Here is a 279-nt window from a genome sequence, read left to right on the forward strand (position 1 = left end):
ACTTGTTTCAAATCATTTTCATCCACTGATCCAATTAATTCTTTTGTATCAAACTCTTGATCTCGCAATTTATTTAATTTTTCGTTTTTAGACATATTTAACTTCCTCTCTTTTTTAGGTTGTTTATTAACAGCTTTTTGTACATACACCAGTTGGGCAAAGTTTCACACTTACTGCCACAATTGTAGGTGTCGCTGGCGTCGTTTCTGGATTTACATCTCCCGCACCCGCTACTTGTTTCAAATCATTTTCATCCACTGATCCAATTAATTCTTTTGT

General features: G+C 34.4%; 1 protein-coding gene and 1 pseudogene. Both read right to left on the bottom strand.

The genetic code is table 11. From position 1 onward, the window contains the following. Positions 1-95 (bottom strand): annotated as a pseudogene (locus MR083_RS27180) (class II lanthipeptide, LchA2/BrtA2 family); the annotation flags it as partial. Between the two features lie 31 nt (positions 96-126). Continuing rightward, the coding region (locus tag MR083_RS27185; protein WP_242270126.1) for a class II lanthipeptide, LchA2/BrtA2 family at positions 127-279 on the bottom strand (153 nt) is incomplete at its 5' end.

It is taken from the genome of Bacillus cereus group sp. BfR-BA-01408 (assembly GCF_022663305.1).
Classification (GTDB): Bacteria; Bacillota; Bacilli; order Bacillales; family Bacillaceae_G; genus Bacillus_A; species Bacillus_A pacificus.